This is a genomic window from Peptostreptococcus russellii, from assembly GCF_003012055.1.
GTDB lineage: Bacteria > Bacillota > Clostridia > Peptostreptococcales > Peptostreptococcaceae > Peptostreptococcus > Peptostreptococcus russellii.
On record NZ_JYGE01000001.1, the window covers coordinates 1 to 15535 of the forward strand.

The following is a 15535-nucleotide window of genomic DNA, read 5'->3' on the forward strand; positions in this document are numbered from 1 at the left end:
AGTTTTGAAGGTACAAAAATTATAATTGAAAAAGCTTTCAATAGGTATAGTAACAATATAATATCGCGGAGTGGAGCAGTTGGTAGCTCGTCGGGCTCATAACCCGAAGGTCAGAGGTTCGAGTCCTTTCTCCGCAACCAATTAAAATTTTTATTTTTTTTGGCTCCTTGGTCAAGCGGTTAAGACACCGCCCTTTCACGGCGGTAACAGGGGTTCAATTCCCCTAGGAGTCATTTTTTTTATTTTCGCGGGTGTAGCTCAATGGTAGAGTTCTGGCCTTCCAAGCCAGCTGTGAGGGTTCGATCCCCTTCACCCGCTCCAATATAGATTCGTGGGAGTATAGCTCAGCTGGGAGAGCATCTGCCTTACAAGCAGGGGGTCACAGGTTCGAGCCCTGTTACTCCCACCAATTTCGCGGCCTGGTAGTTCAGTTGGTTAGAATGCCAGCCTGTCACGCTGGAGGTCGAGGGTTCGAACCCCTTCCAGGTCGCCATTTTTCAAACTATTCAATGCGGGAATAGTTCAGTGGTAGAGCGCGACCTTGCCAAGGTCGATGTCGCGAGTTCGAATCTCGTTTCCCGCTCCAAATAGATTTTAATAACTTGGGTGCATAGCTCAGTTGGATAGAGCAACGCCCTTCTAAGGCGTGTGTCCGGGGTTCGAATCCCTGTGCGCTCATTACAACTCTACTAAAGATAGTAGGGTTTTTTTATATGTTCAAATATTTAAATTTAAATACTTAAGTAAGGCACATATTAATATGTAGATTTTATATCATATTTCAAAAGAAAAAATATAGAAAATTAGGTATCTGATAAAGTTAACTCTAAGGGAAAAGTATTTATATTATAGATATAAGTAAATTATAAAATAAAATTAGAATTAGATATATATAAAATATATTAATTATATAAAAAATGATTTATATAATTAGATAAGATATTACTTTAAAATATATACTCTATATAAAAATCTATAAATAAAAGAGATAATTAAAATAAACAGATAATGTAAAGATTTATTTTTAATTTGATTAGCAGGGGGTCATCAATTATTTGATAGATTATAAAGCACTTTTTAAAAAAGATGATAAAAAATGAAAAGGCTTTTTAGTGAAAATTATGTAAAAATTATGTTTTATCATATATAATTATCTTGTATATGTGTTAATATTAATAATAGAGAGACGATTATAGATTATCTATAAAAGGTAAGTATCTATAAAAGATAAGTATCTATAAAAGATAAGTATCTATAAAAGGTAAGTGTCTATAAAAGATAAGTATCTATAAATAATAAGCATATAAAAAGCTATATATACTTTGAAAAAGTTAGATAGATTTTAATAATTATTAGAGGAATTCTGGTAATTTATATATAAGAAAATATACAGCCAGGGGGAAAATAAATGTGGTCAGTTAGTTTAGTTTTGAATAAGTTCTTCCAAATTATTTCTAGAATAAGTATTAACGACGTCATAGATATCTTAATTGTTGCTTATATCTTTTACAAAATTTTGATTTTTATAAAAGATACCAGAGCAGAACAGTTATTTAAAGGTGTGATCATACTTTTAGTTGCAACTCAATTAAGTGGTGTTTTTAAATTACATACTTTATATTGGATTTTGGTAAAAATTCTAGAAATTGGATTTATTTTACCGTTTATAATTTTCCAACCAGAGCTTAGAGCAGGGCTTGAACATATCGGAAGAAATACTAGTATCAAGAAACTGGGTTCTCAATCTAAAGTTGGAGAAGAAGATAATACAGTCAAAATAATAAATGAAATGTTGGATGCCATATATGACCTATCCAGTAGGAAGGTTGGTGCATTGGTGATATTAGAAGGCGAAACGAAATTAAATGAAATCTTGGAGACAGGGACTAGAATAGACGGTGATATTACAATGCAGTTGCTTTGTAATATATTTGTTCCAAATACACCTCTTCATGATGGTGCGGTGATTATAAGGGATAGTAAGATTAAATCGGCAGCTTGTTTTCTTCCATTAACTCAAAGGAAGGATTTGAGCAAGGATTTGGGTACTAGACATAGAGCGGGTATTGGTGTAAGTGAAATATCAGACTGTCTTACTCTTATAGTATCTGAAGAAACAGGTGCAGTCTCTATTGCAAGATTAGGTAAAATATATAGAAATGTTTCGAGGGAAAGGTTATTTAATATTTTGAAAAACTTTTATAAGAAAAAATCAGAAAATGAATATGGTTTTTTCAGTGATTTTTTCAAAAAAAATGAAGATTAGGAGCGTTGAAAAGTGGCAATGAAGAATAGTACTAGAAAGAACAATATTAGAATAAAAATCATTTCTCTAGTTACTGCTTTAGCGCTATGGTTATACGTTATAGCTATAGTAGATCCTGATGAAAAAAAGGTTATAGAAAATATACCTATCACTATTACAAATGCTAGCGAAGTAAGAAATGATGATTTTGTAATTTATCCGAAAGAAGAATTTAAGACAGATATCACGGTTCAAGGAAAGTTGTCTGAAATACAAAAGTTAAATAAAAACAATGTCCATATATATGGTGAATTAATAAATCCAGTAGAAGGACAGAATATAGTAAATTTGAAAACAAATATTTCTAACAGAGTATCTAGGGAGTTAAAAGATAATACTTATGTTGTTAATTTGGAGAAAAAAGTAAGTAAGAAAGTAAAGGTAAAAATTGAGATTCCAGACTCTATTAAACCAAGCGTAGAAGAGGCAGTCCCTGAGCTTTCTGAGCTAGAAGTTAGTGGTCCAAGAACTTTGGTATCAAAGGTGGACTATGTTGGAGCACTACTTAAATTTGATGAAAAAACTGATAAGCCATATGAAAAAATTAACTTGAGTTTGGAAGCATATGACAAAGATGATAATCCGGTTGATGTTGAAATCAGTGAGAAAATGATCAATGTTGACCTTGCATTTACTGTAGAAAAATCAGTTCCTGTAAAAATAAATTATGAGGGCGAAGAGCATGATAGAGAAAGCCTTCAGCTATCTCCGGATAAGCTAACAATAGAAGGTAAAGAGGACTTTATTAAATCTATAGAATCTTTAGAAACAGTAAAACTAGGAGATAAAGACCTAGAAAACTTAGAAAATAAAAAGGTTAAGATATCTATTCCTGAGAGTGTAAGAATCAAGGGGGATATATCAGAACTTTCTATATCCAAGAAATAAAAAAGAGGAGTTGTTCGCTTGAACAGCTCCTTTTTTATAAAAAAAGATATAGTAATAATAAATATAGATATCAGATATCTGATATATAAGTAAAAAGTTAGTAAATAAATATGATAATAAAAAAGAGTTAATAAATAGATAAGAAATAAAGAATCGGTACATAATATAGTAAACAATTAGCTATTAAATAAATAAGTAAAGGATTAATAAGCAACTAGCAAACAATTAACCCTCAAATAAAAAGTCTAGTAAAAACTCATTAAGTAAAGATGTAAGAAATAAAAAATTAATAGACAACTAGAAAATAAAGTAGTAAAAAGAAGCCATAAATAAAAAAATATATAGCTAAAAAGGAAAAAGAATAAAGTTTAATAATTTAAAAAGAAAAAATAATCTTGAAATTTATGAAAATATAGAATGATAAAAAATAAAAAAATTTAAATATAAAAATAAGAAGTAAAAATAAAAGTAGAAAAAACATATTTTTGAAAAAAATTTTTTATCTAAAGATCAAAAAAACATGAATTTTATTGTCTGTTTTTACAGGGTAATGATTATATAAATATTTTAGACACTATAAAAATACACTAATTGACAAAAAAAAATAAAGTTTAAAAAAATTGTTGAAATTGATGTGCTAATTAAAAAAAAGGTAATTATATCTAGTAAAAATTGAGATATAAAGCGAATAAATTAAATGAAAACTGAATTTAATTGTAGAAAGTTAAATAGCGTTTCTTTGTTAATTTAATATTTTTATTGCAAGTTCTATATTTTAGATATAAAATAGAAGTATAAAGAGAGAATATAACACAATAAACAGCTCAAAAAACTTATAAATTCAAGAGAATATATAGAAAATTTAGTAATATCATTAAGAGTTTTTATTATGTGATTATTTTTAACAATCTTGAAAACGTTTTTAACAATCATTTAAATAGGAATTAAGAAAAATAACTTTTATTTAATAGGTATTTTAAAAAATATTTTCATTATACGTTTTTTATTCAATTAAGTTGTTTTGCACTGCAAATAGCTATTGAGCATTTTATGAAAACGTTATATCTCAAGGCAAAGTAGGCTTGGTTTTATTGTTGGCTATGGACTTTTACTAGAATCGTTTTTGTGTTTCTAAGGTTCATTGACTTAACATGTGATTTTAAATTACTCTAAATACATAATATTAGATTACATTGTTTATGTTGGCAAAGCAAATAATACTAGCCTGAAAGTTCCAAGCATAAAAAGAGGGTTTTATTACTTAGGAGGTAAAAATGAAGGATATCTACAAAATTCTTACAATTAATCCTGGATCTACATCTACTAAAATAGCGGTATTTGATAACGATCAGGAAGTATTTGAAAAGACTTTAAGACATTCATCTGATGAGATTGGACAGTTTAAAAATATTTCTGATCAATTTAATTTTAGAAAAGATGTAATAGAAAGTGAACTTACTCTAGCTAATATAGATTTAAAGAGTCTAGATTGTATAGTTGGTAGAGGAGGTTTGCTAAAACCAATAAAGGGCGGTACATATAGTGTTACTGAATCTATGTTGGAAGATCTAAGAGTAGGAGTGTCAGGACAGCATGCTTCAAATTTAGGTGGGATAATTGCTAATGAATTTTCAAAAGAATTAAATATTCCTGCTTTCATAGTTGACCCAGTAGTGGTTGATGAAATGATGCCTGTAGCAAGAGTGTCTGGACTTGCAGATATAGAAAGAAGAAGTATATTCCATGCGTTAAATCAAAAGGCAATAGCTAGAAGATACGCTGATGAAATAGGAAAGAAGTATAGTGATTTAAATCTTATAGTAGCTCATATGGGTGGTGGAGTTTCTATAGGTGCTCATGAAAAGGGTTGTGTAGTAGATGTTGCAAATGCTTTGGATGGTGAAGGACCATTCTCTCCAGAGAGAAGTGGTAGTATACCAATTGGAAGCTTAGTTGATATGTGCTACAGTGGTAAGTACACTATATATGATATGAAAAAGAAGATTACTGGAAAGGGTGGATTAGTTTCATACCTTGACACAAATGATGTAAGAGATGTTGAAGCTATGGTAGAAAATGGTGATGAAAAAGCAATCACTGTTTACAAGGCTATGGCGTATCAGATTGCCAAGGATATTGGTGCAGGAGCAACAGTATTGGCAGGAAAAGTAGATGCAATACTTCTTACAGGAGGAATAGCATATTCTAAGAAGTTTACAGATTTGATAACTGAAAGAGTAAACTTTATAGCAAATGTAAAAGTTTATCCTGGTGAAGATGAAATGATTGCACTTGCACTTGGTGGCTTAAGAGTCATGAGAGGGGAAGAAGTTGCTCAAAATTATGATGAGCAATAATCATTACGATTTATAATTTGCCAAAATTAGGAGATTGAGATTTTGGATAAGGAGAAAGTATTGATGGATAATACAAAGAGAATAAGAATAATTACGGGACATTACGGTAGCGGTAAGAGTGAGTTTTCAGTTAACTATGCCTTGAAATTAAGAGGTCAAATTGAAGGAAAACTAGCACTTTCTGACTTGGATGTTGTAAATGTTTACTTCAGAACAAGAGAGAGGACTAAGTTTCTAGAAGATAAGGGTATCCATGTGATATCAAGCTCTGTAGATGCTCCAACGTTAGATGTACCAGCACTTTCTGCTGAAATTCATACTCCTTTACTCAACAAAGACTACAATAATATAGTAGATTTAGGTGGAGACAAGGCAGGCGCTAAGGTAATAGCTAGATACAGAAATATGATAGATGATGACGACTATGATTTTTTATTTGTCGTGAATGCAAACAGGGAAAAAACACAAAATGCCAAAGAGATAATAGAGTATATAGATGAGATAGAAAAAGCATCTAAGCTAAAGGTCACAGGCCTTATAAATAATACTCACATGCTCAAGGCAACTACAATAGAGGATGTCAAAAAGGGTCAAGAAGTATGTAGAGAAGTTTCAAAGATTAGAAATATTCCAATCAAGTTTATTTCTTGCCTTGAAGAGATAGCCAAAGATATTCCATCTGATTTTGAGGGAGAGGTTATTCCAATTCACCTTTACCTAAGAGATGACTGGATGATGTAGTGTGTTTTTATATATTAATAAGATAAATTTTAATTAAGGAGGCAATACAAATGGCTAAAGGTAGAGTGTCTTTTGATCAGAAGTACTGTAAAGGTTGCGGTCTTTGCATATCAGTATGTCCTAAAAAGATAATAGAACTAGATATGTCTAAGGTCAATTCTAAGGGTTACAACCCTGCTCATGTAGTTAAAATGGAAGAATGCATAGGATGTGCAAGTTGTTCAATGATGTGTCCAGATGCAGTAATTACAGTAGAAAGAGATTAATAATTAGGAGGGATTTTTAATGGCTAAGATACTAATGAAAGGTAACGAAGCATTTGGTAAGGCTGCAATAGTTGCAGGCTGTAGACATTTCTTCGGATACCCAATAACTCCACAGAGTGAGTTGCCTGAATACTTATCAAGAGAGTTACCAGCAATAGGCGGAACTTTTGTTCAAGCAGAATCTGAAGTTGCTGCTATAAATATGGTTTACGGTGCAGGAGGAAGTGGTGCTAGAGTACTTACTTCATCATCTTCACCAGGTATAGCACTAAAGCAAGAAGGAATAACTTATTGCGCAGGTGCAGAAGTACCATGTGTTATATTAGACGTTGTAAGAGGTGGTCCAGGACTAGGTTCAATACAGCCTTCACAGTCTGACTACTTCATGGTTACAAGAGGTGGCGGTAATGGTGACTATAGAACTCCAGTATACGCTCCAGCAAGCGTTCAGGAAGCTTGTGACATGATAATAGACGCATTTGATGTTGCTGATATATATAGAACACCAGTAATGGTTCTACTAGACGGTATGATCGGTCAGATGATGGAACCAGTTGACTTTGAAAAGGAAAGACCAAAGAGAGAGCTACCTGAAAAGGATTGGGCTACAACAGGAACTAAGGGTAAGAGAAAACCAAACATTATAAACTCTCTATACCTTTCACCAGAAATACTAGAAGAACATAACTATCACTTACAGAGAAAGTATGATCTTATAGAAGAAAAGGAACTTCAGTATGAAATGGATAGAACAGAAGATGCTGAATTAGTATTTGTTGCATACGGAACAATGTCTAGAGTAGTTAAAAACTGTATCAATGACTTACGTGAAGAAGGTTACAAGGTAGGTATGATAAGACCTAAGACTGTATGGCCTTTCCCATTTGAAGCATTTGATAAGATTCCTAACTGTAAGAACCTACTAGTTGTAGAAATGAGTATGGGACAGATGACAGACGATGTTAAGATTGGTACTGCAGGAAGATGCCCAGTTCACTTCTACGGTAGACCAGGTGGTATGGTTCCAGAACCAAAGGTAATTAAAGAAAAAGCAAGAGAAATTATGGGAGGTGTTAAGTAATGGCTGTAATTTTCGAAAAGACAAAAGGTTTAACAGATGCGCAGACACATTACTGTCCAGGATGTACTCATGGTATAATTCATAGACTAGTAGCTGAAACATTAGATGAATTAGATGTGCTAGGGGATGCAGTAGGTGTAGCTCCAGTTGGATGTTCAGTTTTAGCATACAACTACTACAATTGTGATATGCATGAAGCAGCTCATGGTAGAGCTCCAGCAGTTGCAACAGGTATTAAGAGATCATTACCAAATCACACAGTATTTACTTACCAGGGTGATGGTGACCTTGCATCAATTGGTACTGCTGAAATAGTTCATGCAGCTAATAGAGGTGAAAATATAACAGTAATATTTGTAAATAATACTACTTACGGTATGACTGGTGGACAGATGGCACCTACAACTTTGATAGGTGAAAAGGCTACTACATGTCAAGATGGTAGAGATCCATCAATTCATGGTTACCCAATTAGAATTTCTGAAATGTTATCAACTTTAACTGGTGCTACTTACATCGAAAGAGTAAGAGTAGACACTCCAGGTGAAGTAAGAAAGGCTAAAAAGGCAATAAAGAAAGCATTTGAAGTACAGCAGGCTGGTTTAGGATTCTCACTAGTAGAAGTACTATCTACTTGCCCAACTAACTGGGGATTAACTCCTGTAGATGCATTACAGTGGTTAAGAGATAATATGGTACCATATTATCCAGTTCAGAACTTCAAGGATATAGATTTAGAAGCTGCGAAAAAGGAGGAGAAGTAAATGAGTACATCTAGAGTTATTTGTGCAGGATTCGGTGGACAGGGAGTAATGTCTATGGGTCAGTTAATGACTTATGCCGGAATGCTAGAAAACAAGGAAGTTTCTTGGTTACCTTCTTACGGACCTGAAATGCGTGGTGGTACAGCTAACTGTGCTGTTACAATTTCAGATGAGCCAGTAGGATCTCCAATCATCACTGATGATGCTACAGCTGCTGTTATTATGAATTCACCTTCACTACAGAAGTTTGAAGATGACGTAGTAAAAGATGGTGTAATACTAATTAACAGCTCATTGATTCATGAAAAGGTAGAAAGAGACGATGTTAAGTCTTATTATATAGACGCTGTAGGTATGTCAAATGAATTAGGTGGACCTAAGTTTGCCAATATGGTAATGCTTGGTGCTTTCCTAGCAGTAGATGACAGTGTTACTATAGATTCAGTTCTTGAAGCATTCAAGAAAGTATTTGGTGCTAGAAAAGAAAAGTTTATACCTGTTAATAGACAAGCTCTTGAAATGGGATACAATGCTGTTAAGGCTCAGCAAAACTAATTTAAGTTAATATCAAAAGAGTGTGGAAATTTCCACACTCTTTTTTTATGTTATAGACAAAACTTATATAAATAATAAAACTATAAATTCGACTTACCAAAAGTTGTCCAACTTAGAAAGTAGAAATAAGTACCTTACTATTAATTTTTATATTGAAGGATAAAAGTAAATAGTAAAGCATTTATTAGAAAATATAAAATAAGAACGATTATAGGGAAAATTTTATCCATTTAGTAATAAAATATCAAGTTAATTATAAATAGGAAAAAGACCTGCTTTTATGATTAAAGAAAAATGCTATATAATAAAAAAATAATAGCTTAAAAAAGAGTAAGATAGATAATAAAAATCATACTACTTACATTTGAAAACTATTAAATATAGTAAAATCAAGATTTAAAAAAATAATAAAAAAATAGTATAACACTTATAAAGAAAAAAATAATATTATTTAAAAAAAGAATTGCATAATTAAAGATGATATATATAAAAAATTAGGTTAAAGTAAAGGTTTTGTGATAAAATGTAAATAGTTATGCAAATTATAGGTGATACTTTTTTAATTGAAAATAAATTTAAAATATTGCATAATAGATATCTTTTTACTTAGTTTATTGAGTGAAAAGATATACCTTAGAATTGAATATTATAAAGATGGAAATTAAGGAGAATATATAAATGAGAAAATATTTTGGTACTGATGGAGTTAGAGGGCTAGCAAATACTGAATTAAATTGTGAATTAGCATATAAGCTAGGACGTGCAGGTGGCTACGTACTTACTAAGGGCAAGGAAAAGCATATAAAGGTAGTAGTAGGTAGAGATACAAGGGTCTCTGGTGATATGCTAGAGTCAGCATTGATATCTGGGCTAATGTCTGTAGGTTGTGATGTTATAACTGTAGGAATAATACCTACACCTGCAGTAGCATACTTGACTAGAAAATATGAAGCGGATTGTGGAGTAGTTATTTCAGCTTCTCATAATCCAGTAGAATATAATGGTATAAAGTTCTTCAACTGCGAAGGTTTTAAGTTGGCTGATTGTATAGAACAGGAAATAGAAAAATATATAGATGATATTAATTTAATAGATAAAAATCCAACTGGAGCAGATGTTGGTAAAAAAATATTTAATCATAATGCATCAAGAGACTATGTAGATTATTTAAAGTCTCATATAAATACTAACTTTGAAGGACTAAAGGTAGTGCTAGACTGTGCAAATGGTGCAGCCTATAGAGTTGCCCCTGCAGTTTTTGAGGAATTGGGAGCAGATGTTGTAAAGATAAATTGTGAGCCAGATGGAAATAATATAAATGATAATTGTGGTTCAACTCATCCAGAAGGACTTCAAAAGAAAGTAGTAGAGGTCTCTGCAGACCTTGGCCTTGCATATGACGGTGATGCGGATAGACTGATAGCTGTTGATGAAAAGGGTAATATAGTAGATGGCGACAAGATAATGATTCTAAGTGCTATAAATATGAAGAATAAAGGACTTTTAAAGAAAGAAACTTTGGTAGTTACAGTTATGAGTAACCTAGGATTGATTATAGCAGCCAAGGAAAATGGAATAAATTTATCAACAACTAAGGTAGGAGATAGATATGTTCTTGAAGAAATGTTAAAAGAAGGATACTGTCTAGGTGGAGAGCAGTCAGGCCACTTGGTATTTTTGGACTTTAATACTACAGGTGATGGTACTATGTCTTCTTTAGTGCTAGCCAATATATTAAAGGAAAGTGGAAAAACTTTATCACAGGAGGCAAGTGTGATGGATCAGTACCCACAGGTTCTTGTCAATGTAAAGGTTAAAAATGAGATGAAAAATTCTTATATGGAAATAGAAGAAATAGCATCTGAAATAAAGGCTATAGAAGAGGAAATGGACGGAATGGGAAGAGTTTTAATAAGACCATCTGGAACAGAGTCTCTAGTAAGAGTAATGCTTGAGGGTAAGGATGAAGATCATATATTATCTTTGGCTAATGGTCTTGCAGATATTATCAAAGAAAAAATAGGTTGTTAGGGAATTTTTGTTTATAAAAGCCCCTGATAGATTTTATCTGGGGCTTTTAATATATAGATTAATTATTTAATAAAGATTTTTGATATACTTTAATAGAGAATATGGATATGGATTATCATTTAAAAGTAGTTTTTTATATTATAGATTGCTTATTTAAAAATGTAGCCTTTGATGTATAGATTAATTATTTTAGAATATAAGTTTATAATTGTTGGATTTTAATAAATTAAAAGATAGTATCAATAACTCAATGGCTTAAAAATCAATTGTATAAAATAGTTATAGAAATTAAATAAGTTAGTTTTTTTTAGTGAAAACTATATAAATAGTATTAATTATATAGAAATCCATATAAAAAAATACATATAAAAATCCATTTTAAATATAAAAATAAAATAATATTTGCGTTTTTGTAGTATTATTTGGTATAATAAGTTATTGGACAGAAATATTTTTTGATACACATTTATAGATGTATCACATGTGAGTCTATTGCCACAAAACATTGCCTTGAGTATGACTGGCATTTGTCTGTGTCGAGATCTAAGTTGTGTGTCTAAGTCCAAGTAATAGAATTGGTCAGATAGTAAGTAAAAGGGGAAATACCTCTAGCGCCAGAACTTTTTATGAGTAAAGAAAGTATATATAAAAAGTTGACGAGGACGAAGTTTATCGAGTATTCGGCGGGTGCTTCGCGGGATGCCTGTTTCCGTAAAGTCTCTACAAAACTTGGGAGAGATCCCATCGACAAAAGAGACCTAACAGGTGACCATTTCTTAAAATTAAATATTTTAGGAGGTAACTATATGTGTGGTATAGTTGGTTATTTAGGAAAAAGAGAGGCTAGCGATGTAATAATCGATGGTCTAAGTAAGTTGGAATACAGAGGGTATGACTCTGCTGGTATAGCGATTAATACTGGAGATAGTCTTGAAATAAGAAAGTTTAAGGGAAGACTAGCAGTATTAGCCGATGATTTAGAAAAAAATCCAGTAGAAGGACATTTGGGAATTGGTCACACTAGGTGGGCAACACATGGTGAGCCATCAGATGAAAATTCACATCCTCATTTTAATTCAGATAAATCTATTGCTGTTGTTCATAACGGTATAATAGAAAATTATTCTGATATTAGAGAAGAGTTTATTAGTGAAGGAATTGAATTTCTTTCAAAGACTGATACAGAAGTTATAGCTCATTTAATATCAAGATATTATAAGGGAAATCTTTTGGATTCAGTTTTTGAAGCGACAAATAAGCTAAGAGGTGCTTATGCTATAGGTGTTGTGTCTCAAGAACATTCAGATGAATTAGTAGCTGTAAGAAAGGATTCTCCGCTAGTTGTTGGAGTGGGAGATGATGAATTTTTTATAGCATCAGATATACCAGCTCTTTTGAAGTATACTAGAGACGTTTACTTTTTAGAAAATGGCGAAACAGTACATATAAAAGGAAATAAAATAACAATATATAATGAAAATAGAGAAGTAGTAAAAAAAGAATTATTCCATGTTACTTGGGATATAGAAGCCGCATCAAAAGGTGGATATGACTGCTTTATGAATAAGGAAATACATGAACAACCACAGGGAATCAGAGATACTGTAGAAAGAAGACTTGATGAAGATGGAAAGATTGTATTAGACAGTATAAAAATAACTAAGGAAGAACTAAATAAAATAAATAGAATATATATAGTAGCTTGTGGTACTGCTTATCATGCTGGAATGCTTGGTAAGGTAGCAATTGAAAAGTTTATGAAAGTACCAGTAGTAGCTGATATAGCTTCAGAGTTTAGATATAATGAAAACTTTGTGGATGAAAATTCATTGGTAATTTTAGTCAGTCAGTCTGGCGAGACTGCAGATACTCTTGCAGTTCTTAGAGATTCAAAGAAAAAGGGAGCTAGAATACTTGCAGTAACAAATGTGGTAGGTTCTTCAATAGCTAGAGAAGCAGATGATGTATTCTATACTTGGGCAGGACCTGAGATAGCAGTAGCATCAACAAAGGCTTACACAACTCAAGTAGTGTCACTTTATATGATAGCACTTAACTTTGCTTTAGAAATGAACACTATAGATATAGAAGAGTATAAAAAAGTAATTAAAGAAATGCTAGATCTTCCAGAAGAAATAGAGAAAGTTTTACAGAGCAATGATTTAGTAAAAGAAATTGCTGAAGAAATAAAGGAAAAACAACATATATTCTATTTAGGTAGAGCGATAGATTATTGTTTAGCTTTAGAGGGTTCTTTAAAATTAAAAGAAATTTCATATATTCATGCAGAAGCCTTTGCAGCTGGTGAACTAAAACACGGAACAATAGCTTTGATAGAGGAAGGGACACCAGTAATTGCCATTGCAACACAAGATAGACTATTTGAAAAAATGGTATCTAATATGGAAGAAGTAAAGGCAAGAGGGGCAAATGTAATTGCAATTGCCAAAGAACATAATAAGGCAGTAGAAAATGTTACAGATAGAGTTATATATATACCTAATGCATCTGATTTGTTGGTATCAATACTGGCTGTAGTTCCAATGCAGCTTTTGGCCTATCATGTATCCTCACTTAAGGGATTAGATGTAGATAAGCCAAGAAACCTAGCAAAGTCAGTTACTGTTGAGTAGTATTTGTAGTCTGTAGCAAGCTATAAATAAGTATCAGGGAAGATTAAGTATAAAATCTATAAGAATTAATTAAAAATTCCCCTAGATGATGAATTATTTAGTAAAATTAGGTGGGGGTGTAATCATCCCCACCTTTAATTTAGTGTATAGAAGCAGCTTTAAAAATCTTTTCTTGTTTTTTTGAGATTTATGTTGACATATTGCTCAAATAAGTATATAAAAGTATAGTAGGAGTTTGTACTTTTTTATAGCTTTAGCATAAGAAATGGGATTATAGGCTATTTATAGAAATTATCCTACTTTTAAAATATTTAATATAAAGGTGTATCGTAAATAAATAATATTTATTTATGATAATAGATAAATCCTCCAAATATAATTTTTAAATATATTAAAAATTGCTGGATATTTATACTCATTTATGATTTTTACATAAGAAATAATTTATTTGTATGTATGAATTATAAATGCGGATAAATTTTGGATAGCTCTAGAGAGTTATCATGTGAGTAGTTTTATATGGGTGAAATGTAATTTGTTTTGAATGAAAAGGGAGAATAATTATGCCAAGAATAAGAGTAAGAAAAAGTGGACCTTTGAGAGGTACGATAAATATAGATGGAGCAAAAAATGCAGTACTACCAATAATAGCAGCGACTTTATTGGCAAATGATATATGTGTGTTAAAGAGTGTTCCTAATTTAAGAGATGTACATGTAATTTCAGATCTTTTAAGACACTTAGGTGCAAAGGTAGAATATAAGGATAATATATTGACAGTAGATTCAACAGGAATCAGTACATATGAAGCACCATATGATTTGGTTAAGAAAATGAGAGCCTCTTTTTTAGTAATGGGTCCTCTTCTAGCTAGATTTAATCATACAAAGATTTCAATGCCAGGTGGATGTGCTATAGGTACAAGACCAATAGACCTGCATTTAAAAGGCTTTAAAGCACTTGGTGCAAAGGTAAATATAGATCATGGATTTGTAGAAGCAAAGACTGAAAAATTGTTGGGCGATAAGTTATATCTAGACTTCCCATCTGTTGGAGCGACGCAAAATATTATGATGGCCGCAGTGCTTGCTGATGGTGTAACAACTATAGAAAATGCAGCTGAAGAGCCTGAAATAGTGGATTTAGCGAACTTCTTAAATGAAATGGGTGGATCTGTCAGAGGGGCAGGAACTAATACTATCAAAATTAAGGGTGTAAAAAAGCTTCATGGAGCGACTCACACTATTATTCCAGATAGAATAGAAGCCTCTACTTATATGGTAGCAGCAGCTATGACAAAGGGAGACGTGACTCTTAATAATGTTATATTGGATCATTTAAAGCCAGTAATAGCAAAGCTTACAGAAGCAGGCGCAACTATATATGAAAGTGATGAAGAAAATTCAATCAGGGTTGTAGGTCCAGAAAAAATAAGACCTATAGATGTAAAAACTTTACCACATCCAGGATTCCCTACAGATGTACAGGCACAGTTTATGGCTATGCTAACTGTAGCTGATGGTACTGGAGTAGTGATAGAGACAGTATTTGAAAATAGATTTATGCACGTAACTGAGTTTAATAGAATGGGTGCAAATATAAAGATAGATGGAAGAAGCGCCGTAGTAAATGGTGTGGATTCTCTTGTAGGAGCGGATGTTACTGCTACTGACTTAAGAGCTGGTGCTGCATTAATTTTATGTGGTCTAATTGCTGAAGGAACTACTAATATCAATGAAATATACCATATACAGAGAGGTTATGTTGATATAGACAAGAAGCTTAGAGCATTGGGTGGAGAAGTGGAGATAGTAGAAGACTAATCGCTTATTTGTAAGATTTGGATATTAATATTAGGCTATGTATCTATGTCTGTGTATTTTTGAGATACATGGACATAGATTTGTTTGATTA

Annotated in this window: 11 protein-coding genes and 7 tRNA genes; all 18 read left to right on the forward strand. The window is 32.0% G+C overall.

What is annotated here, in order from left to right:
- Window positions 1-64: 64 nt before the first annotated feature.
- Window positions 65-140, forward strand: a tRNA-Met gene (locus UF10_RS00005).
- A gap of 21 nt (window positions 141-161) precedes the next feature.
- A tRNA-Glu gene (locus UF10_RS00010) sits at window positions 162-233 on the forward strand.
- 14 nt (window positions 234-247) lie between these two features.
- A tRNA-Gly gene (locus UF10_RS00015) sits at window positions 248-321 on the forward strand.
- Window positions 322-333: 12 nt separating this feature from the next.
- Window positions 334-409, forward strand: a tRNA-Val gene (locus UF10_RS00020).
- A gap of 7 nt (window positions 410-416) precedes the next feature.
- Window positions 417-493 (forward strand) — tRNA-Asp (locus tag UF10_RS00025).
- 18 nt (window positions 494-511) lie between these two features.
- Window positions 512-586: transfer RNA gene (locus UF10_RS00030), tRNA-Gly, on the forward strand.
- 18 nt (window positions 587-604) lie between these two features.
- Window positions 605-678, forward strand: a tRNA-Arg gene (locus UF10_RS00035).
- A 730-nt stretch (window positions 679-1408) separates the two neighbouring features.
- A complete protein-coding gene (gene cdaA, locus UF10_RS00040; protein WP_106775829.1) occupies window positions 1409-2266 on the forward strand; it encodes a diadenylate cyclase CdaA in 858 nt (285 codons plus the stop codon).
- A gap of 12 nt (window positions 2267-2278) precedes the next feature.
- On the forward strand, window positions 2279-3193 hold the full coding sequence (locus UF10_RS00045) for a CdaR family protein (RefSeq protein ID WP_106775830.1): 915 nt from the start codon (window positions 2279-2281) through the stop codon (window positions 3191-3193).
- Between the two features lie 1274 nt (window positions 3194-4467).
- Window positions 4468-5550, forward strand: a complete 1083-nt coding sequence (buk, locus tag UF10_RS00050) for a butyrate kinase (protein ID WP_106775831.1) — start codon at window positions 4468-4470, stop codon at window positions 5548-5550.
- Between the two features lie 63 nt (window positions 5551-5613).
- Window positions 5614-6291: an ATP-binding protein gene (locus tag UF10_RS00055; protein WP_106775976.1), complete on the forward strand. Its 678-nt coding sequence runs from the start codon at window positions 5614-5616 to the stop codon at window positions 6289-6291.
- A 50-nt stretch (window positions 6292-6341) separates the two neighbouring features.
- Window positions 6342-6557 carry a 4Fe-4S dicluster domain-containing protein gene (locus UF10_RS00060; protein ID WP_106775832.1) on the forward strand — a complete coding sequence of 72 codons (216 nt, stop codon included), beginning with the start codon at window positions 6342-6344 and terminating at the stop codon, window positions 6555-6557.
- A gap of 19 nt (window positions 6558-6576) precedes the next feature.
- Window positions 6577-7638, forward strand: coding sequence for a 3-methyl-2-oxobutanoate dehydrogenase subunit VorB (locus UF10_RS00065; RefSeq protein WP_106775833.1), 1062 nt, complete (start codon window positions 6577-6579; stop codon window positions 7636-7638).
- On the forward strand, window positions 7638-8402 hold the full coding sequence (locus UF10_RS00070) for a thiamine pyrophosphate-dependent enzyme (protein WP_106775834.1): 765 nt from the start codon (window positions 7638-7640) through the stop codon (window positions 8400-8402). The genes UF10_RS00065 and UF10_RS00070 overlap by 1 nt, the downstream gene beginning before the upstream one ends.
- Window positions 8403-8957 carry a 2-oxoacid:acceptor oxidoreductase family protein gene (locus tag UF10_RS00075; protein WP_106775835.1) on the forward strand — a complete coding sequence of 185 codons (555 nt, stop codon included), beginning with the start codon at window positions 8403-8405 and terminating at the stop codon, window positions 8955-8957.
- A 678-nt stretch (window positions 8958-9635) separates the two neighbouring features.
- Window positions 9636-10988, forward strand: a complete 1353-nt coding sequence (gene glmM, locus UF10_RS00080; protein WP_106775836.1) for a phosphoglucosamine mutase — start codon at window positions 9636-9638, stop codon at window positions 10986-10988.
- 806 nt (window positions 10989-11794) lie between these two features.
- Entirely contained in the window at window positions 11795-13621 is a 1827-nt protein-coding gene (gene glmS, locus UF10_RS00085) for a glutamine--fructose-6-phosphate transaminase (isomerizing) (protein WP_106775837.1), read from the forward strand.
- Between the two features lie 563 nt (window positions 13622-14184).
- On the forward strand, window positions 14185-15444 hold the full coding sequence (gene murA, locus UF10_RS00090; protein ID WP_106775838.1) for a UDP-N-acetylglucosamine 1-carboxyvinyltransferase: 1260 nt from the start codon (window positions 14185-14187) through the stop codon (window positions 15442-15444).
- The last annotated feature ends 91 nt before the right edge of the window (window positions 15445-15535 follow it).

Excerpts from the sequence above, each read along its gene's own strand:
- cdaA (WP_106775829.1), top strand. The coding sequence starts at position 1,409 with ATGTGGTCAGTTAGTTTAGTTTTGAATAAGTTCTTCCAAATTATTTCT.
- buk (WP_106775831.1), top strand. The coding sequence starts at position 4,468 with ATGAAGGATATCTACAAAATTCTTACAATTAATCCTGGATCTACATCT.
- UF10_RS00055 (WP_106775976.1), top strand. The coding sequence starts at position 5,614 with ATGGATAATACAAAGAGAATAAGAATAATTACGGGACATTACGGTAGC.
- UF10_RS00060 (WP_106775832.1), top strand. The coding sequence starts at position 6,342 with ATGGCTAAAGGTAGAGTGTCTTTTGATCAGAAGTACTGTAAAGGTTGC.
- UF10_RS00065 (WP_106775833.1), top strand. The coding sequence starts at position 6,577 with ATGGCTAAGATACTAATGAAAGGTAACGAAGCATTTGGTAAGGCTGCA.
- UF10_RS00070 (WP_106775834.1), top strand. The coding sequence starts at position 7,638 with ATGGCTGTAATTTTCGAAAAGACAAAAGGTTTAACAGATGCGCAGACA.
- UF10_RS00075 (WP_106775835.1), top strand. The coding sequence starts at position 8,403 with ATGAGTACATCTAGAGTTATTTGTGCAGGATTCGGTGGACAGGGAGTA.
- glmM (WP_106775836.1), top strand. The coding sequence starts at position 9,636 with ATGAGAAAATATTTTGGTACTGATGGAGTTAGAGGGCTAGCAAATACT.
- glmS (WP_106775837.1), top strand. The coding sequence starts at position 11,795 with ATGTGTGGTATAGTTGGTTATTTAGGAAAAAGAGAGGCTAGCGATGTA.
- murA (WP_106775838.1), top strand. The coding sequence starts at position 14,185 with ATGCCAAGAATAAGAGTAAGAAAAAGTGGACCTTTGAGAGGTACGATA.